Source organism: Arcicella rigui, from assembly GCF_034929435.1.
GTDB lineage: Bacteria > Bacteroidota > Bacteroidia > Cytophagales > Spirosomataceae > Arcicella > Arcicella rigui.
This window is the reverse complement of record NZ_JAYFUM010000008.1, coordinates 71,452-88,446: the sequence shown is the minus strand read 5'-3', so window position 1 is coordinate 88,446 and position 16,995 is coordinate 71,452. Positions and strand designations below refer to the sequence as shown.

Sequence of the window (16,995 nt, the reverse complement as noted above, 5' to 3'; positions counted from 1 at the left end):
TCGCTATAAAAAGAAATACTTCATAGAAGTACAAAAAACGTTTTGTTTAGTACTTGAAGCAGTGAAGTTTTTGAAAATCGATTACATATTTTTGGTGAAAAATACCGACAATGGCTCAAATGCCAAACCTAATGTTGGTGGCAGGTTTTCTTTATCCAGCTTATTTAGCAACTCTCAACAATGTCACAACAGTAGATGTCAAATCTGAAGTACTCAGTCTAACATATTCAACATTAATTATTTTAAATGTCTCAATAAGCTTGTCATTATTAAAAGTCGATAACAGAAGATAATTGTCAGCAGATGAAACTAAGACTCGAAAATGGTCTTTGTCTTTAAAAGCTGATGCGGTTGTTGGCTCTTTACAAAATTCAAAATTTGTCGAAATGAATTTGTCTTTCTCATAAAATGTCCATCCAATACACTCACAACAATTCACTGAATTTGTATAATAGGAATTACTGAAAAGTCTTACGGTGTCATTGCGATAAAATGAACTGTCTTGATTACAAATCAACCAAGGATTGGATGGAATTTTAATTTTGCCTTTATCTGTCTGTAAAACAGATTTTTTGAATAGCTTATAAATATATTTTTCCGAATAAGCCTTTGTCTGTCCATAACAAGAACAATTAATAGAAATGCAAAAAGTGAAGAATAAAGCGAGTTTTGTCATACTTTAATGTAAAGGGTTGTTTTTTAAACTTGCCACCAACGAATATCTAACCGGTATAAAGCTCTGTTTTTAAAGTTTATGGTAGTTATATAAAAATGTATTTGAGTACACTTACTTGTTCACATTTCATTAAAACTAAATATTTATTTCAAAATATCCAATTTGTTTAAAACGTAACAGGCTTTATGCTTAAAGCAGCATCGTTTGAATACTCACGAGTATTATTTTAAGGCTTTTAAGTACCGTTTTGATGCTCAGGAGTATCAATGAAATACTTCCGAGTCTCATTTTGATGCCCATAAGCACCATTTCAATACTCCCGAACATAGAAATAATACTCGTTGGTGTTATTTGAATACTCGTGAGTATCGTTTTAATACTCCCAAGTCCCATTTCAATACTCAAGAGCATGATTTGAATACTCATCAAAAAAAAGCGTAGCCAAACTATCGAAAGGCTACGCTTTGGGTTTAATATTTTTGCTATCACGTGAAAACACAAACAATGGCGGTAATTTCAAGTAATTATCTTTTTTTAATGCTAATTCTGATGACCTTACACTTCAACCACTTTACTCACTCGGTTATCTTTTACAGCAGTTTCTTTGCCCCATTGAGCAATGGACTGCAATAGAGGTATAAGTGTTTTTCCAAATTCTGTCAGTTCATAATCCACTTTTAAAGGCGGTTTGCTTGTATGAACCGTTCGGGTAATCAGGCCGTCTTCTTCCAACTCCTTCAATTGCAAGCTTATCGTGCGTTCTGTCACCATCGGAAGTTCCTTTCTTAGCTCGTTATATCGCTTTTTTTCAATTAAATGGATAAGTATTACTGCTTTCCATTTTCCGCCTATATACTTCATAGTCAGGCTCGTACTACAAGGATACTGTTTATTTTCTATACAATACATCTGTTACTATCTATTTTAACCGTTATTGCAAATATAAATCACTATACTTAGTTTTGCAACAATAAAAAGTATAGTAACATTTAATCTTCAAAAATATGAGTTTTTTAGCTATTGCAAAGAGTAGATATACTACTAAAAAGTATAATTCGAATGAAAAAATTTCGGAAGAACAAATCGAACAATTGAAGGAAATATTGAGATTAAGTCCTTCGTCAATCAACAGCCAGCCTTGGAAGTTTGTTTTTGTTTCAGAGGAAGCGACCAAACAGAAACTGGCAAGTATTTCTTATTTCAACGAACCCAAAATAAATGCAGCAAGCCATTTGGTAGTTTTTTATGCTATTAATGATATTCCAAAATTTGAGGCACAAATCAAACAACATTTGCCCGAAGGTGCTGTGGCTTATTACAATCAATTTCTAAAACCTTTGTCAGAAGCCGAAATAAAATCTTGGTTTCAGCATCAAGTTTATCTTTCATTAGGGTTTTTCCTTGCAGCTTGTGCAAGTCTTGACATCGATAGTACTCCAATGGAAGGTATCAATATTGAGGAATACCAAAAAGCATTGCCTTTGGATGCTTACAAACCTTTGTTTGCGGTGGCTATTGGTTACAGAGATAAGGAGGATGCCAACCAACCATCCGTAAAACCTAAATCAAGATTGCATCCAGAAACTGTTATTCAATCTATTGGATAACCTAAGATTTTTTTATTTTAGAATATTAGGACTTGAAGGATTTGGGATTGAAGATGCAGGCGAAAGCATAGAATGATTTTTTTCTTTGTGCAGTGGCAATTCCTTGCAGTTGCCACTGCACATTTTGATACAATAAAATTTACTCTTTAGTCAACTGATAGCATAAAACAACTACGCCTGATGCTAAAGGAATAGCACTAATTAAGCTTAGTTTTTGATGATGCTCCAACATATTGAAAATACTCAAGCCTTTATTAATCAGTACTGGCGTTACGAACAAATAAAACTCATCAATATGTCCACCAGCGATGAGTGAGGCTACAAAACTTGCTCCGCCATATACCAAAATATCTTTACCTTCTTGCCTTTTCAAATTTGCGATTTCCTCCGCCAGATTTCCTTTGGCTAAAGTAGTGTTTTTGCCAAAGGGAGTATCTAAGCTTTTAGTGAAAACCACTTTGGGAATATTCACCATCTTTTGGGCAAAATCATATTTATTATCCTCGGGCTTGAATCCTTCAAAATGTGGTATAAAAGCCTCAGACATCTTTCTCCCAATCAATAACGTATCAGAAGTATCCGCCAATTCATTGATTAATTGCCAACCTTTTTCGTCTGGATACCAAGACCAATTTTCGTTTCCATCGGGTGTTGCTACATATCCATCAACCGAAATTCTCATTTGTAATTTTAGTTTTCTCATGGCTTTGTGTTTTTTACAAATGTAGCTTGAAATGCTTTTGTTGCGGAGGTCGTCGATGCGTCAAACTAAGGGATAATTGCGACAAACTGATTATCAATCATTCAAAGAATTAATTCCCTGTACTTTTAATTGCTCAAGGTTATTTTTCATGGTCTGTACTTGTTCTGTTGGATGCCCTTGCCAATGCGAAACTTCGCCAATAATTCTGAATGGATAAACAGAACGATAAGATTTTGTAGGATTACCCGGGAATTTTTTATCCGTTAAATCTGGGTCATCTTCAATTGCTCCCGTAGGTTCTACTAAATAAATCCTTTCAGGTCCTTCGCCTAATGCCAATTCAGCTCCCCAAATGGCAGCATCTAAAGTAGCAGTCAAGAAAATGTACTTGGCATTTTTTCTTTGTCCATAGTTTGAATTAAAACCAACTTCAATCAAATCTCCAATTTTTAAATCTGCCTTTGTACCATGAAAGTACGTTTGAGCAAAAGGACTTGCCATTTTATTTTTGGGTTCGTTATTTTCTTTCTTTAGTTCCATATTTCATTCATCGCTGTCAATACAAGTTGATTGTATCTTTTGATTCCTCTATATCTTTTTCTGTATTTGCCAAAAATGTCCGAAAGGGTCTTTAATCGTTCCCTGAGGGTAGCCATATTCGTAATCTTCGGCTGGGCTAATTTCTGTTGCTCCTGCAAGGATTGCTTGCTTCATTACAGCATCTACATCTGGCACAAATAAACCTATGCAACAAGTACAAGCATTGTGTTTGTCTGGAGAAAAGAAATGAGAAGATGTAATTTCATGCACATGAAAAATAGCTCCATCAATACATAATTCTGCTACGTGAATACTTTCATCTTCGTTTCTAAAACATAGATTTTCTGTCGCACCAAAGGCATTTTTATAGAAAGAAATGTCTTTTATGCCGTTATTGATATAAAGTTCTGGAGCGAAAAAGGTTGTATTGGCTTTCATTGTTTAGTCTTGGTTAGTAGCCTTTTTTTGTTTTTTAATTTGCAATTCCAAAGCCATGATTGAAAATATACCAATAATCATAGGAAATTTCATGTCAGAGGTTGGAACACTATCATAGAATTTCTTTACTAAAAAATCTATTGTCAAAATTGAAAATAATAGCATAAGGATATTCCTAAGCCAGACCAAATGTTTTAATTGAAATTTCATATTTTTCTTTTTTTTGAAATAATTTATCATTGTTCAAAATCGTAATACTTCAGATTTATAAGCTTTTAAGAGTGTACTTTATATCTTCCTCGAATCATTGATAAAGAACCTATTTTCTACATAAATCACAAAAGCAATGCCAAGCGTATAAGCAATTAAGTCAATCCATTCAAACGATGTGCCTATGACCGTTCTGGCAAGTTTTGAATCTCCTAAACCAATTTTGTTGACAATATCCAAGTATTGCAAAACCTCAAGAGTAAAAGAAAAAGCTAAAACGGCAATGGCTGTTTTAAAAAAAGGAGTATTCAGAAAAGACTTTACAAAACAATAAACCAGTATCACCACTAAAAAGTCGCCAAAATACGGTCGAATGAACTGGTCATGGGCAAACATAGCAATCAGTACTTCGACGATAAATAAAAAGATGGCTATAAGAAAATAATTGAAGTTGAATTTCAGCATATTAGGCATGAGGTAAAGATTTATCAATAAAGTGGTTTAAACTTACATATTTTCCAATTAGGAGGCGAATAAATTTGCCTCCTAATTGGAAAATAAAGTTTTTGGGTATCCTTAAAATGATAAATGATTAAATAGATTCCATCCATACAAATACTTGATTATTTGTTGAATCTATGTATTCTTTTACAACAGGATTTTTTCTCTTTATATTAAGTCGCCAATTGGTTTCACGAATAAGTACTTTATCCTTTAAAACTTTCACCTCTTTTCCATTAAGCATCTCAAAAAAATAGTGCTTTTCATCCTCATTGATTGATATAATCAGTTTATTAAGTTCTTTATTGGTTAGTATGTCTCCGTAGATACTTAAAATAGTCACTATTAATGGAAACATCATTATTAAAATACGAGTAATAACTTCTTCATCTTGGTATCTCCAATAAAAGAAAAATAGAGAGGCTAAGTAAAATATTGGCCCTACATAAAACCAGATAGCATTCTGTTTTCTTAAATTTTTTATTACCCTAAGTATTTCAATCTGAAGTTCTCTTTTGTGCATCTCTATTTATTATTGTTTTGAGCTAATGAAAATTTTGGTAGAGCAATCAACGGAAAATTGAGGTTCAACAGCCCATCGCCATTTCAATAATTATCAATTTTGTCGATGTTTCTTCACTATTTTTTCTTTTCCCATTGATTCGAAGAAAATAACGACTCACACTAACCGCACTTGGATATTCAGTTGGGGATTTTATGGTAGAAATAAGTTGTGAATATTTTTCTTCACAATGTTTTTTTACATAGGCTTTTAGTTCGCTTATCTCAACGACTGGAAATTTTTCTAAATCTTTTTCTGAATAGCTATCACCGATGAATTGTCCTTTATCATTTGTTTTTAGTTTTTCCCACGTAGAATCATAATGCTTCCACTCTGTAAGGTCACAATGTGGCCCATCATCCATTACTGTAACACTCGTTTCATAGCGTTGTTCTATTGTGATGTTGGTCAATTGACTGCTAACGATTGTAATTTTTTGACCTTCAATGGTTTCGCCAAGGTCAGCGTAAAGATAAACAGTGTCCTTTTGTATTTGATTTAACTGCTTATCGTCGTCAAATAGAATCAAGCGATTGATTGAAATAGAAATGTCTTTAAATTTTATATCAGCAGTTGTGTCTTCCCAAACTTCATTCTTTTCTGAGAGAACATTCTCAATAATTGAATCTCGTTTATTTACAGAAATAGTACTATCATTATTGCTTGCCTTCTCTAATTTTTTGTTTGAATTTGTGTTGTTACACGACCAAATTAGTGCTGAAATCAAGAAAATAGCCAGTGTTTTAAATGTCTTCATCATGGATTTATTGAGATAGATGATAAAATATGATTATTTAGATACCTTCATTTTCTAAGGTAATTATTTATTGTTAAGCTTCAAAATTTAGTGAATACTCACCATCTACACAATTTACAATTCACAATATTGCTTGATAAAATAATTCAATTCTATTGTAGATGGTATGGCTATATATTTTCCTTTTGGAGTAATTAAAATTTTTGTTGGAAAACTACCGATAGCATAATCTTTTTCAATTTTCAGATTCGACATTGCTACTGGAAATGAAAAGTTTTTTTCTTTCATGTATTTCAATACTTTTTCTTCTGTATCTAAACAGGCAATGGTAAGTAACTGAATTTTATCTGGATTTTGAAGGATTGTGCTATCATAAAATTTTTGTAAGGCAGGATGTTCCTCTCTGCAAGGTGTACACCAAGTACCCCAAAAGTCAAGAAGTACCCATTTCCCAATTTGTTTTTTAATAGAAAAAAGCTTTTTGTCGCTTTGTATCAAGGTAAAACTTTTTGCATTTAAGGCACTCTTTTCAATAGATTCTTGCCAGAAAGTACTGAAAGCTTGTTTGTTGCCTTCCATTGATTGATAAAACTTTTCTAAGTTTTCTTTATAGACTGGATTTGAAAGAGCAATTTGTAGAAGTGTGTTTAAAACCTCTTTTTGACTTCTCGAATGATTCATCAAAAAATCTAAGTAATCAGCAGCATAGCTTTCTTTTCCTCCAAGATAATCTTTATCAAATAAGTAAGCATTTCGATTTTGTTTATCATTCAAATCAGGACTGAACTCAAAAGCTGTTTTTAGAAAGGCTTGTTTTTGGCTAATATTGTCCGTCGCTTGGGCTTGCAATTGATTGATATAAGCATATAAATATCTATGGGAAGCTCTCTTCCTAAAATCCATATTTGTAGTATTGGCAGAAATAAGCACTTGGCTATTTTTGATTTTCTCTTTTAGAAATAAAAGTAATTTCTGAGCAAAGGGTTTCAACTCTGAATGTTGGAAAAGCGTCTTATAAATCATCAAACCATAGCGACCAGTATTTCCTTGATGAAAATCTTTTTGCAAAGCATTTTGCTCAACAAAGGTTTTACTAAGTATGATTAACTGACTTTTATTTTGCTGATTGTCTTGTACTTTACTCCAAAGCAATAAAGCTTCAATGGGTTCAATAGTCCTCAAAACTTTATCGTCTGCAATTTTTTTTAAAAGAGCTTTATGTAACAATTTGATTTTAATCGCATGATTTTGTTTAACAGAATCTTTCAGATTAGTTAAATCACTATCGGTAAAAGTATCTGGGAAAGCATCAAAAATTATCATTTTCAACGTTCCACTTACTTGCTCAGGTTGGGAAAATATTAACTTGAAATAATGAAAAGCGGAATCTAAATTATTCTGTCTTCTCGAAAAATCATAATACTGTTTGTAGAGCGTAGCAGGCGATAATTTGGCAGTAGCATCCTGAGCTTTAGCATTTACAAAGAAGCAAATTAATAACAAAGACGTAGTGATGAACTTTTTCATAGAGGTTGTTTGAGGTTTTAATATGGTTAAATTACTCTTGTACTTACAGAGAATGTACTTGTTCTTTACTTGATTACTTCACTCTTTATATCACCAACTCTAAATGACCATTCCGAGTGTTTGTCAATATCTTGTCTTAACAACATATTGAGTTGTGCGGCATGATGTTGGGTATGGCGGAGGTTATAAAGTAGAATTTCTAAAATCGGGAAATCCATATCATTGGCTTCGTCTCCTTCTTTAAATCTTTCCTTTAATTTTTCATCAGTCAAAGAATGGACAATTTGTTTGCACTTTTCTCTGCTTTGTTGGAGATAGGCGACTATTTCTTGTTTGCTGTAAATTTTATCAGGAATTAAATCATCAATCGCTTCTTTGGGTCTTTCTTCTGGCTCTTTTTGTGTGAAAGAAAGTATTGGAGAAAAGTCACTTGGGGGAATGGTTAGATAATAATCTAAAAAAATCGTACTGTGAAAAGCAATATAATAAAAGCGTTTATGAGTGATAAAATAGTCGTCAGGAGAATTTGAGATAACATTGATAAGCATATCAATACTTGCTCCAAACTGATTCCATAATATTTCTTTGATTGATTTGTCCATATTTTATCATGTTGAATGTTATTGCAGTCAGAGAAGCATTGATTTGTAGGGCTATTGAAAAACACTTAGACCAGCGAGAGAAACCTCTGTTGATGGTTATATTTTCTTGTATATTACCAAACTTTCCACCAAGGTTTCTTTGTCTCAACCTTTGAGTTTTTCTTTGTTTCAAGGTTCATTTTTATCTCAGTAATTGATTTGTCCAGCCATAATTCATACCATTCTAAAAAGTGAATTCTGCCTTTTTCGCCAAGCTGAACGATGGGATATATTCCTCCATCATTTCCTCTGTCGTCTGTCCAAATATTTCCATACTCTTGTCCATTGACGACTAAGTTTAAACTTATTCCGCAACCATAATTACAAATTGCAATAACGCCATTCATCTGTTCGATGTCAAAGTATAAATCTGTAAATTCTTCGTATTGTCTATCGTTTTCCTCTTGATTTTCATCTTCACTTAAAGTGGGTTCAAATTCCATATTCCACGCTTCAGTGTGTAAAAAAGGCTTACTTGGGTCTAACAAACTGTCATTATGCAGATAGTCCAAATCGTCAAAAAGAGTATTTTCAAGAGGTTCAAGTCCATAGAAAGGACCCGCACCGCCATTTCCAAGAATCGTTAAAAATGCGACATATTCGCTTGGTAAAGTAATTTTATGTTTTGTTTCAAACTGTTTTATGGTGTCTATTTGAACAATGGGATTAAGCATATACCTGTGCTTTTCAGAACCAAAAACCTCAAAATTAGTGTCCAATTGTCGTAGCTGATCAAGCTTATTCTTTATATTGTCTAACTGATTGTTCATTACTAAGGTATCCTTATAATAGGGTTGTTAAAGAATAAAGCTTAAAATTTTGCTTACATACTTGTTGTTGGTCTTGGCGACCCCGTGAAAAAAATCAACAATCACTAATTAGCCACAAAATTTAATAAAGTATTTAGTTAATAAATAAAATCGACAGCCAAATTGTCAACACAAACAAGTGAATAAAAAATGATAGTCTTTTCTGTTCGTTGAAGTAATATGTCGAAATCCCATTAATAATAGACAAAACAAAACTTATGGGTCCTAACAGAAAGAAGGATAATAAATCTAAATTAGGAGTGCATACTCCCGACTTAAATTGTCCTGATTTATTTATTATTATAATTGTCATCACTGAAATGAAATAAAACAGCGAAGTCAATATTGAATTTTTCTTTTCTGTTGTCATTGTGCTTATTTGTAGAGTCAAATTTTCCTTTATGGTATCGATAATTGACGTGTTACTTACGCAAGTGTTGTTGGCGGAAAAATACAAACAAAGGCAAAATTAAGACTGTTTTACTTACTCAACTTATTTATCACTTTACTGTGTAAGCTTACAATATTTTTAAGTGCTTGAAGTTCACCCTCTTTAAAATCTCGCTTTGGAACTACATTAGCAACTTGTTGATTTTGCCAAATCAATATCCAATCTTTATTCTCTGTTACACTATAAATTTTGTCCCAAGTCGATTTAGCCTCGAACGATTCGCCTGTCACTTTAATATTTTCCCTATCAAATTCATAGTTTATCCTTTCACTTATTCGTCCATTGGATTTATAGTTTTTTTTAGCACTAAAGTAAACCGAAATGGCTTGCCCAACAGTCAAGAATAGTCCGAGCAACAATTGAACCCAAGGAAATTCCTTGAATGAATCAAAAGTAAAAAGAAGTGAAATCAACATGAAAATACCAATACCTGTCATTAGCTTAAATCTCCATTTCCGATACAATAAATGATAGTTAATCTTTACATAGTCTTCAATACTAAGTTTAGTTGTTAAAATAATCTTGTCCATCTGTTTATATACTGTATTTGGTTTAATATTGGTCGTTAATCAAAAACCTTTCATCCGCTAAAATATCAAATTAAAAACAAACCATATCTTTCAAACTACACTTTTCTCCCAAAAACTTATTATACGGTAATTTCTTTTGCTAAAGGCACTTTTAGCTCATCGTCAATATAGAAAGTGTGGGAGTAAGGAACTATTGGCAAATAAAAAAAGCGTCAGACAAAGTGTTTACTTCGCCTGACGCAAGTGGTTTTCTTTTTCCTTTCTTAGCCTGTTATTCTTTTGTCTTTTGTAGCGTATTGGGCATATACAAGCAATGCTCCGATTACCATTAAGTTTCTAAATATGTTTAACATATCGTTTTCGTAGGTGGCGGCTCTTGGTATGTGTACGATAAAAATCATCAATAATACATACAATGCCATTAGTAAGGTTGCCAATTTGTCGTACTTGCCAATTAAACAACTGATGATGTAGGCAAGAATTAACACGCCTGTAAAGTAATTCCAAAATAGTGGTGCTGGCAACCATGTGGGAATAAAACTTGCACCAACTTCTGGCATTCCAAAATGAAGTCCGACATACAGTAAGAACGACAATGGAAAAAGGTAACGTCCGAAGGTTAATATTTTGTCCATAGTCATTTTATGAATTAGTTGGGAAAGGTATAAGTGGTCTGATTTCAACGGAACTATTGGGGTACTTTAAAATAGGGCAGGTTTTGCTCCATTCTTGTACTTCTTCTAAAGTATCAGTTTTGCAAATAAGAAAACCTGCTACTAAAACACTGTTTGATTCTTTGTAGGGTTGTCCTGTGCTGATACCTTCGTTGTTTACGATAGAGGCTTGATAATGAATAGGAGCAGTACTTATTAATTTGCCTTGCATAGCGATATTGCCAATCCATGATTGCCATTTGGGCATATCTTCTGCCATGTCTTGAGAGGTCGTCAAGTAGCTGTTTTCAGCACTTGCATTACGGAATAATAAAAGGTACTCTGTCATTGTTAAGGAAGTTTAATTGTGAATGATGATGCAAAATTGCAAGTCACAATTTCATTCAACGATGACAAAAGTCGATAATTTAGAGTTTGGCTTTCAGTCTGCTAAAAACATCTTTATTAATGCCCAAATACGAAGCAATGAGTTTACTTGAGAGCCTCGTCATGAGTGTTGGTCGGTTTTGCATCAACCATTTGATTCGGTCTAAGGCAGCCAGTGAAACAAAAGTATTGATACGATAAACGGAATTTGCGTAAGAAGCTTCAAGAATTTGTCTATATACTTTATCAAACTGCGGTACGGTTTCCATCATTTCTTGAAATCCTTTTCTGTCAATTGCCCAAAGCTGTGAAGGCTCAACCGAACGAATATTTTCATTGGCGACTTGTCCGCTACCAAAACTAATTAAGTCGCTACACCAATTATCTTCAATGACAATATCACGAGTGGTTTCATTCATTTCATGGTCATATACATACACCTGCAAACAACCTTTTGCAATGAAATACACATATTTACAAACCTCGCCTTGTGTCAGAAGTTGTTCATTTCTTTTAGTGACAACGGGTTTGAATTTCGTTAAAACAAGGTCTAATTGGTCAATATCATCACCCAGACGTTGGATGATGTGGTTTTTTAATAGCTCTATCATGTCAGCTAAAGTTCAGCATGGTTTTGATGTATTATTCAACAGTTACTATAAACATACAAAATTTTGCTATCAGATAAGTGTCATTGATAAAGCTTTATACTAAATACTATTACCAAACTTTGTCTTGTTCAATCATTACTCCTTTGATAATGTAGGCTTGAACAGCATTTTCAATTTCAGCTTTTGGCATGTAAGTAGATGCCACCGTAATAAAATCGTTTACAGTCAACAATTGTTTTTTCTGTTCTGCCAAAGCTTTAAGGTCTCGTAAAAAATCTTGATAGCTTTTGGTTGACTTACTTTCTTCTTTGATTCTTTTATTGAGAAAAGCCGCAAACAAAGCACCTCGATGATAGGGAATTTTTTCGTAATGATGATTTTCCCAGAAGTGTTTTAGAATGTCTTCGTTGGCGGTATTTTTTACAGGATTATTGGCTAATTGCTGATAAGTATCTTTTACCATTTTGTCTAATTTTTCAGCAGAGAAAATCCCAGCTTTTGCCAATAAGTACCAAGTAGTATAATCAGTAAAACCTTCATCAAACCATTGGTGATTTTCGCCCATTGATACATAGCCTGCCCCAATATAGCGGTGCATAATTTCATGCGAAATCGTAGTGACTACTTCTTCATTCGCCAAAATGGTATCGCCAGAATACTTTACATGAAATCCTGAATTGAAAGCCGTTCCTGAAATATTATGGTACTTAATATCAAGAAAAGGAGAGGCAACTAAAGAGTAATAAGTGCCGTTGAGATTGCCCCAAAAATTATTCATCGCAGGAAGAAATTTATCAAAGTAATTCATAAAACGCTTGAGGTTATACGGATTCTTCTCGTTGATGCGTAGCACTACATAATTTTGAATACCTGCCATTTTTCTTTTGACAATGTGGAGGTCAGATGCACCCGTTACCAAAGCATTCATGCCATCCGAGAATTTAATGATTACGCTTTTGCCTGCTTTTAACTGTGGAGCAAAACTAAAGTACATCGGGAAAGCAGGTTTTTTTGCCAATGTTACCGACATCGTCATCTTTTCCCGAAGCTTTTCTTCTATTTGAGGATTCAGAAAGAGAGAATGCGAAAGAGAAAAAAAGTAATGCTCTGTAATAATTGGACGAAACATTTCGCCTCTTACTCTTTGTTCGGCTTTATGCGTATCAATAATATCATATTGAATCTGAATAGCAGTTTGGTTGGGATGATAAAAAGTAATCTGACTTTTTACAGCATCTATTTTAAACTTTACCGAAGATTGAACATTTTTCAAACCTTTCATTAGGTCTTTCATACCGCCATAATACTCATTTCCATACTGAAAAACGGTACTATCAGAACTAACTGGACGATACACTAAAGAAACGTGCATGATTTTGGGCTTTATATCAAAGCGATACGCTAAATCTACATTCGCCAAAGTTTTTGAAATAAAAGAGCTGATAAGTAAGAAGACAATAAGAGTAAAGATATTTTTCATCAATGATGTTGTTTGTTGCAATGAAGGAATTTTACGAGAGTGTAAATGTAAGAAGAGGCATCTGAAAAAACTTAAATTCAATATTATTTTGTGTAGATTTTGACGCTGAAAAGAAAGAGGGGAGAAGGCTTACTCAAGGCAAGTATAGCAATTGTTAATCTTCTTTTGATAAGGAGTTTGGCTTGGGTGTTAGTTGGGATTATTTTAACTTGCCAAGTTAAGTTTAGTTTGAATGTCTATTTTTTTTGTCTTTTTTTATTTTGTCAAAATATGCTTTGAACGATTCAAATATTTGCGAGTAACAGGTAGTTTTTGTTGAAAAATCCCCTTTTTGATATAGTTGCAAATGAAGTTTAGGCAATTTCTTAAAACGCCTTAAACGAAGTCTATCAATCTTTTTGGGTGAAATAAAATCGTATGTTCCATGATACATCATCAAAACTTCAATTGTATCACAACTATTGTCAATTTGTAAAGTAGTCGCTTCCATACCCACAGCACGAAAAATTAATTTATCAATATCATGCGAGATTTTTATCTTAAATCTTCCTTCAATATCTGTTTCTCCTATTCGTAAAGTGTCTGAAATTTGAATCCAAACGCCTGGTAAAGTTTCTAAGTCTTCTGTATAGACACGCCCTACAATAGTTCGAGTTTGTCCACAAAGTCGAAAAGATAAAAATGTCAAAACTGAGAAGAGAAGTATTGATATTTTCATATTTCTGAAATGGCTTTCGAGGTTTTGCTTAGTACTTGTACCAGTGAGTGCAGTCAGAGAAGCATTTATTTTTGGAGCTATTGAAAAAACACCTCGACTAGCGAGGGTTCTAAAGTTTATTGATTTCGCTTTCAGAAAGTCCAGTAAGCTTTATTATGTCTGCTGTCGAAAGTCCCATTTGCTTGGCAGATTTCGCAACCTCCATACTTCTTTCTAATTTTCCCTCAAGCTTTCCTTCTAATTTTCCCTCTACTTTCCCTTCGTCAAAAGCTGTATTGACTGCATATTCATAAACTGCTTTATTGTCTCGAAAAACCTTCAAACTTTGTTCATAATCATGGCGTTCGGCTTCGCTATACTTGGCTATTTCTGCTTTTTCAAAAGCTTGAATAAAAACTTCGTCCTTGAAGACTTCTGGAATACTCTGAAAGTCCTCCAAGTGCTTGATGAAGTATAGCCATTTATCTAATCGATTGGCAAGGTCTGTTTCCGATTTTACAAAATGAGGCATTTCTAAGTAAACAAATTTCAACTTTTCATAAAATACTTTATTGTTTTGGTCTTTAAGCTGTACTGTGTGAATTACTTCTCCCTCTCCGTTAGTAACTTTTTCTTCAAACTTAAAATCCAGAATACCAACACAATAGACATATTTAAGTTTGTAATTCCATTCACCTCTTTCGGCTTGTTCTTGAATAGGAAAAGTTGAATAGTAAACGGTTCTGTCTTTAAAATAATTTTGCTTTGCCTTTTGCAGTTCCACAATTATTTTTTCGCCTAAATTATTCTCGCAATAGATGTCGTAAATGGCTTTTCTGTCTTCCTCCGTTCTGCCCATTTGGTCTTTGTCTTTGAAGGTCAAGTCCACTATGTTGCTTTCTGGCAAAAGGCTCTTTAGGAAGTCAATGAGCAAAGGCTTACTGGCTTCTTCTCCGAAGATTTTCTTAAATCCGAAGTCGGTAAAGGGATTTATATATTTTGCTTTCATCATTTGTGTCTAAATGTATTAGACAAATTTAAACAAATTTTGTTGATGTCAGATTGATTTCCCAGTCCAATTTTGTACGGTCATAGCTTGCATTAGACCCAATAGTTTCGGAGTATAAAGCAGTTTAGTAACCTACTGGTTCAAGCCTGTGGCTTGGACATATAGACTATTTCTTTTCAAAAGAAATCTTTATAAGTGTAAGTGACGCTTTGCTTAACACTTGAACCAGTTTGTGGGTCTAAGTTAAAAAACACACAGACCACCAGTGAAGAGAGTATCATTTTAACGCTCACGACTATCAAATGAATACTCTTGAGCATCGTTTTAATACTTAGGAGTACTGTTTTGATGCTCACGAGTATCAAATGAGTACTATTGAGGATCATTTTAATCCTTATGAGAACTATTTTGACTCTCACGAGTATCAATTGAATACTCAGGATTATCGTTTTAATACTTACGAGTATAATTTTAATGCTCATAAGTACTATTTCAGTATTCATGAGCATTAAAACAATACTCTTTAATATCGTGTCCAAGTAACGCTTTGCTTAATACTCGAACGAGTTAGGTTAAGGAATCACTTCAATCTTTGTCAATTCAAAAGATTCTCCTCCACTATCATCAACGCCAAAAGAAGGTCTCAAATTTCCACTAAATTTAATTTTTAGTCCTTCTTTTTGAAAGCACTCGGGTAAATTAAAAGCTCTGATAACTCTGAATGTATAAACCCTGCCATCTTCTTTGAGTCCACTCCAAGGCTTATCTACGGTTATATTTTTACCATTATTATTATCAACAATTCCAGTATAGTTGTCTAAGTATTTTAAAATCCTCACAGTTAATGTGTCATTATTATCATTACATTTTATAGGATAGATATTGTTGTGTAATCGGCAGTAAGTCCAATCTACTTTTTCTAATACAATATTTGTACAAGCAGGTTGAAAAGCAACGTCATTATTTTTGCAAGCAATTAGTACTCCCACTAATATAACTGCGAAAAGTAGTGTTCTCATCGTTATTTTATTTGTTAAGTATGATTGTCTGTTTTTTTATTGTTCTTCTCACTGGTTAACGTACTGGTTCAAGCCTGTGGCTTGGACTTTTAGACTGTTTCTTTTCAAAAGAAATCTTTATAAATCCAAGTAACGCTTTGTTTAATAATTGAAGCAGTTAGTACAGTCAGAGAAGCATTTATTTGTGGGTCTAAGTGAAAAAACACTAGAGCAGCGAGGGAGGGGATGTATTATTGTCTACCATTTAGGTCGTCTTTGATATCGTCAGGAAAGTCAAAAGGCTCATCAATGTCGGGCATTATTACTAGTTCTATTGTTGAAGAAGAAACATTTTGTATAATAATATTTGTATTACCTGAATTTTCAATTGCCTCTTCAATTTCATTGTCAGAATAACCTAAATTTTTAAGATGAGCAATAATTATTGAGTCATCTATATTTGGATTTACCTTTTTAAAGTTCTTAATGATTGAAGAAATGTTTTCCATTATTAATTTGATTTATGATTAAAATTTGTTCGCAAGTAGTTTGCTAATTTTTCTTTTGCTTGAGCTACCATCTCCTTGTTTTCACCGATTATTATCTCCTCGCTAAAGCTTAACCCTTTTGTTAAAGTGTTTTTTAAATCAAAAGCTTTTTCGAACGCTTGCTCATTTGTAATCTTCTCAAATTTATAGCTTAACCAAAGCTTTTCATACTCTACATTGAGTGTTTGAAGTAAAAAATATTTTTCATTTAATTCTTTTGCATATTTAGTGTAATTCAAATAAGGTTTAATTAGAGAAACAATTTGAGAAATAGCAACAAGTGTTGCCCAAAGCCATTTAAGGTAGTCTAACTTCCAAATAGCCCAAGCTGATATTGATGTAGATGTAATTATCACAAGAAAAATATTAATAGCCTTTTCTCTCTTCTGGAATTTTTCAAGCAAAAGATTTATATAAAACTCTTTAAATTTTGAGTTTTGCATTTGATTCCAAATTAGTCTATACGTTTCTTCTCGTGAAATTTGCATGTCATTAAATATATCCGCTAACTAACTCATATGCGGAAGTCCTGTCGTACTTTTTATATTTTTAATATATAAAATTATTTATTCACTAAAGTATCAAATTAAAAACAAACTTTATATCTGAAACTACACTTTTCTCCTAAAAACTTATTATACGGTAATTTTTGTGGTAAAA

22 protein-coding genes are annotated in these 16,995 nt (G+C 33.1%); 1 reads left to right on the top strand and 21 read right to left on the bottom strand.

The annotated features are described in order from the left end of the window. Nucleotides 1-160 precede the first annotated feature (160 nt). Together VB248_RS07950 and VB248_RS07945 are read right to left on the bottom strand one after the other, a co-directional pair. The gene (locus VB248_RS07950) at nt 161-676 is read right to left on the bottom strand and encodes a hypothetical protein (RefSeq protein WP_323296223.1); all 516 of its coding nucleotides are present in this window, start codon (nt 674-676) and stop codon (nt 161-163) included. A 555-nt stretch (nt 677-1,231) separates the two neighbouring features. Further along, nucleotides 1,232-1,537, bottom strand: coding sequence for a winged helix-turn-helix transcriptional regulator (locus tag VB248_RS07945; protein WP_323296222.1), 306 nt, complete (start codon nt 1,535-1,537; stop codon nt 1,232-1,234). Between the two features lie 143 nt (nt 1,538-1,680). On the opposite strand from VB248_RS07945, the gene VB248_RS07940 reads away from it, so the two are divergent. Beyond that, complete coding sequence (locus VB248_RS07940; RefSeq protein ID WP_323296221.1) at nt 1,681-2,283, top strand: nitroreductase family protein; 603 nt, start codon at nt 1,681-1,683, stop codon at nt 2,281-2,283. 139 nt (nt 2,284-2,422) lie between these two features. Here VB248_RS07940 and VB248_RS07935 read toward each other — a convergent pair whose 3' ends face one another. The 19 genes from VB248_RS07935 to VB248_RS07845 form a co-directional block, all read right to left on the bottom strand. Then, the gene (locus VB248_RS07935) at nt 2,423-2,986 is read right to left on the bottom strand and encodes a dihydrofolate reductase family protein (RefSeq protein ID WP_323296220.1); all 564 of its coding nucleotides are present in this window, start codon (nt 2,984-2,986) and stop codon (nt 2,423-2,425) included. Between the two features lie 93 nt (nt 2,987-3,079). Continuing rightward, a complete protein-coding gene (gene arr, locus VB248_RS07930) occupies nt 3,080-3,487 on the bottom strand; it encodes an NAD(+)--rifampin ADP-ribosyltransferase (RefSeq protein ID WP_407652893.1) in 408 nt (135 codons plus the stop codon). Between the two features lie 87 nt (nt 3,488-3,574). Beyond that, complete coding sequence (locus VB248_RS07925; RefSeq protein WP_323296218.1) at nt 3,575-3,964, bottom strand: VOC family protein; 390 nt, start codon at nt 3,962-3,964, stop codon at nt 3,575-3,577. Between the two features lie 288 nt (nt 3,965-4,252). Then, nucleotides 4,253-4,639, bottom strand: a complete 387-nt coding sequence (locus tag VB248_RS07920) for a ribosomal maturation YjgA family protein (protein WP_323296217.1) — start codon at nt 4,637-4,639, stop codon at nt 4,253-4,255. A 127-nt stretch (nt 4,640-4,766) separates the two neighbouring features. Continuing rightward, complete coding sequence (locus tag VB248_RS07915; protein WP_323296216.1) at nt 4,767-5,198, bottom strand: hypothetical protein; 432 nt, start codon at nt 5,196-5,198, stop codon at nt 4,767-4,769. Between the two features lie 64 nt (nt 5,199-5,262). Beyond that, a complete protein-coding gene (locus VB248_RS07910; protein WP_323296215.1) occupies nt 5,263-5,997 on the bottom strand; it encodes a hypothetical protein in 735 nt (244 codons plus the stop codon). A 111-nt stretch (nt 5,998-6,108) separates the two neighbouring features. Beyond that, nucleotides 6,109-7,521, bottom strand: coding sequence for a TlpA family protein disulfide reductase (locus VB248_RS07905; RefSeq protein ID WP_323296214.1), 1,413 nt, complete (start codon nt 7,519-7,521; stop codon nt 6,109-6,111). Between the two features lie 65 nt (nt 7,522-7,586). Then, nucleotides 7,587-8,123 carry a DinB family protein gene (locus VB248_RS07900; protein ID WP_323296213.1) on the bottom strand — a complete coding sequence of 179 codons (537 nt, stop codon included), beginning with the start codon at nt 8,121-8,123 and terminating at the stop codon, nt 7,587-7,589. Nucleotides 8,124-8,236: 113 nt separating this feature from the next. Continuing rightward, nucleotides 8,237-8,836, bottom strand: a complete 600-nt coding sequence (locus VB248_RS07895) for an SMI1/KNR4 family protein (RefSeq protein ID WP_323296212.1) — start codon at nt 8,834-8,836, stop codon at nt 8,237-8,239. A 615-nt stretch (nt 8,837-9,451) separates the two neighbouring features. Beyond that, nucleotides 9,452-9,952, bottom strand: coding sequence for a YcxB family protein (locus VB248_RS07890; RefSeq protein ID WP_323296211.1), 501 nt, complete (start codon nt 9,950-9,952; stop codon nt 9,452-9,454). Between the two features lie 263 nt (nt 9,953-10,215). Further along, nucleotides 10,216-10,587: a DoxX family protein gene (locus VB248_RS07885; protein WP_323296210.1), complete on the bottom strand. Its 372-nt coding sequence runs from the start codon at nt 10,585-10,587 to the stop codon at nt 10,216-10,218. Between the two features lie 7 nt (nt 10,588-10,594). Beyond that, complete coding sequence (locus tag VB248_RS07880; protein WP_323296209.1) at nt 10,595-10,954, bottom strand: YciI family protein; 360 nt, start codon at nt 10,952-10,954, stop codon at nt 10,595-10,597. Nucleotides 10,955-11,033: 79 nt separating this feature from the next. Beyond that, nucleotides 11,034-11,603: a Crp/Fnr family transcriptional regulator gene (locus VB248_RS07875; RefSeq protein WP_323296208.1), complete on the bottom strand. Its 570-nt coding sequence runs from the start codon at nt 11,601-11,603 to the stop codon at nt 11,034-11,036. A gap of 109 nt (nt 11,604-11,712) precedes the next feature. Next, entirely contained in the window at nt 11,713-13,083 is a 1,371-nt protein-coding gene (locus VB248_RS07870; RefSeq protein WP_323296207.1) for a M1 family aminopeptidase, read from the bottom strand. Between the two features lie 223 nt (nt 13,084-13,306). Then, a complete protein-coding gene (locus VB248_RS07865; protein ID WP_323296206.1) occupies nt 13,307-13,801 on the bottom strand; it encodes a peptidase associated/transthyretin-like domain-containing protein in 495 nt (164 codons plus the stop codon). Nucleotides 13,802-13,910: 109 nt separating this feature from the next. Then, complete coding sequence (locus VB248_RS07860) at nt 13,911-14,792, bottom strand: Rpn family recombination-promoting nuclease/putative transposase (RefSeq protein WP_323296205.1); 882 nt, start codon at nt 14,790-14,792, stop codon at nt 13,911-13,913. 569 nt (nt 14,793-15,361) lie between these two features. After that, nucleotides 15,362-15,808 (bottom strand): hypothetical protein, encoded by a 447-nt coding sequence (locus tag VB248_RS07855; RefSeq protein WP_323296204.1) that lies wholly within the window; start codon nt 15,806-15,808, stop codon nt 15,362-15,364. Between the two features lie 230 nt (nt 15,809-16,038). Then, nucleotides 16,039-16,296 (bottom strand): hypothetical protein, encoded by a 258-nt coding sequence (locus tag VB248_RS07850; RefSeq protein ID WP_323296203.1) that lies wholly within the window; start codon nt 16,294-16,296, stop codon nt 16,039-16,041. Nucleotides 16,297-16,298: 2 nt separating this feature from the next. After that, entirely contained in the window at nt 16,299-16,778 is a 480-nt protein-coding gene (locus VB248_RS07845; RefSeq protein ID WP_323296202.1) for a hypothetical protein, read from the bottom strand. Nucleotides 16,779-16,995: the final 217 nt, after the last annotated feature.

Excerpts from the sequence above, each read along its gene's own strand:
- VB248_RS07950 (WP_323296223.1), bottom strand. The coding sequence starts at position 676 with ATGACAAAACTCGCTTTATTCTTCACTTTTTGCATTTCTATTAATTGT.
- VB248_RS07865 (WP_323296206.1), bottom strand. The coding sequence starts at position 13,801 with ATGAAAATATCAATACTTCTCTTCTCAGTTTTGACATTTTTATCTTTT.
- VB248_RS07910 (WP_323296215.1), bottom strand. The coding sequence starts at position 5,997 with ATGATGAAGACATTTAAAACACTGGCTATTTTCTTGATTTCAGCACTA.
- VB248_RS07850 (WP_323296203.1), bottom strand. The coding sequence starts at position 16,296 with ATGGAAAACATTTCTTCAATCATTAAGAACTTTAAAAAGGTAAATCCA.
- VB248_RS07870 (WP_323296207.1), bottom strand. The coding sequence starts at position 13,083 with ATGAAAAATATCTTTACTCTTATTGTCTTCTTACTTATCAGCTCTTTT.
- VB248_RS07855 (WP_323296204.1), bottom strand. The coding sequence starts at position 15,808 with ATGAGAACACTACTTTTCGCAGTTATATTAGTGGGAGTACTAATTGCT.
- VB248_RS07920 (WP_323296217.1), bottom strand. The coding sequence starts at position 4,639 with ATGCTGAAATTCAACTTCAATTATTTTCTTATAGCCATCTTTTTATTT.
- VB248_RS07860 (WP_323296205.1), bottom strand. The coding sequence starts at position 14,792 with ATGATGAAAGCAAAATATATAAATCCCTTTACCGACTTCGGATTTAAG.
- VB248_RS07845 (WP_323296202.1), bottom strand. The coding sequence starts at position 16,778 with ATGCAAAACTCAAAATTTAAAGAGTTTTATATAAATCTTTTGCTTGAA.
- VB248_RS07935 (WP_323296220.1), bottom strand. The coding sequence starts at position 2,986 with ATGAGAAAACTAAAATTACAAATGAGAATTTCGGTTGATGGATATGTA.
- VB248_RS07900 (WP_323296213.1), bottom strand. The coding sequence starts at position 8,123 with ATGGACAAATCAATCAAAGAAATATTATGGAATCAGTTTGGAGCAAGT.
- VB248_RS07925 (WP_323296218.1), bottom strand. The coding sequence starts at position 3,964 with ATGAAAGCCAATACAACCTTTTTCGCTCCAGAACTTTATATCAATAAC.
- VB248_RS07890 (WP_323296211.1), bottom strand. The coding sequence starts at position 9,952 with ATGGACAAGATTATTTTAACAACTAAACTTAGTATTGAAGACTATGTA.
- VB248_RS07895 (WP_323296212.1), bottom strand. The coding sequence starts at position 8,836 with ATGCTTAATCCCATTGTTCAAATAGACACCATAAAACAGTTTGAAACA.
- arr (WP_407652893.1), bottom strand. The coding sequence starts at position 3,487 with ATGGCAAGTCCTTTTGCTCAAACGTACTTTCATGGTACAAAGGCAGAT.
- VB248_RS07940 (WP_323296221.1), top strand. The coding sequence starts at position 1,681 with ATGAGTTTTTTAGCTATTGCAAAGAGTAGATATACTACTAAAAAGTAT.
- VB248_RS07885 (WP_323296210.1), bottom strand. The coding sequence starts at position 10,587 with ATGGACAAAATATTAACCTTCGGACGTTACCTTTTTCCATTGTCGTTC.
- VB248_RS07880 (WP_323296209.1), bottom strand. The coding sequence starts at position 10,954 with ATGACAGAGTACCTTTTATTATTCCGTAATGCAAGTGCTGAAAACAGC.
- VB248_RS07905 (WP_323296214.1), bottom strand. The coding sequence starts at position 7,521 with ATGAAAAAGTTCATCACTACGTCTTTGTTATTAATTTGCTTCTTTGTA.
- VB248_RS07875 (WP_323296208.1), bottom strand. The coding sequence starts at position 11,603 with ATGATAGAGCTATTAAAAAACCACATCATCCAACGTCTGGGTGATGAT.
- VB248_RS07915 (WP_323296216.1), bottom strand. The coding sequence starts at position 5,198 with ATGCACAAAAGAGAACTTCAGATTGAAATACTTAGGGTAATAAAAAAT.
- VB248_RS07945 (WP_323296222.1), bottom strand. The coding sequence starts at position 1,537 with ATGAAGTATATAGGCGGAAAATGGAAAGCAGTAATACTTATCCATTTA.